Here is a 274-nt window from a genome sequence, read left to right as displayed (position 1 = left end):
TGATGCGGGTCTATCCCGACGGCCGCGGCGTGAGCGGCATCCTGGCCGCCGTCCAGCTGGTGCTCCAGCCGCGCCTGTACTCGACCTTCCTGCTGTGGCTGCTGTCGGAGCGGTTCGAGACGCTGCCGGAGGTGGGTGACCTGGACAAGCCCAAGCTGGTCTTCATCTTCGACGAGGCGCCCCTGCTGTTCGACGACGCGCCGGCTGCGCTGGTGCAGCGCATCGAGCAGGTGGTGAGGCTGATCCGCTCCAGGGGCGTGGGCGTGGACTTCTG

The 274-nt window shown here is 68.6% G+C and carries 1 protein-coding gene; it reads left to right on the top strand.

Annotated features, from left to right (window positions below):
• Positions 1-274: helicase HerA-like domain-containing protein (locus ACQG3P_RS19685; RefSeq protein WP_426805981.1), on the top strand; the 274-nt coding region annotated here is incomplete at both ends.

Origin of the sequence: Stenotrophomonas sp. SrG, from assembly GCF_050031795.1 — a bacterium.
Classification (GTDB): domain Bacteria; phylum Pseudomonadota; class Gammaproteobacteria; order Xanthomonadales; family Xanthomonadaceae; genus Stenotrophomonas; species Stenotrophomonas rhizophila_A.
This window is presented reverse-complemented; position numbering and strand designations above follow the sequence as displayed.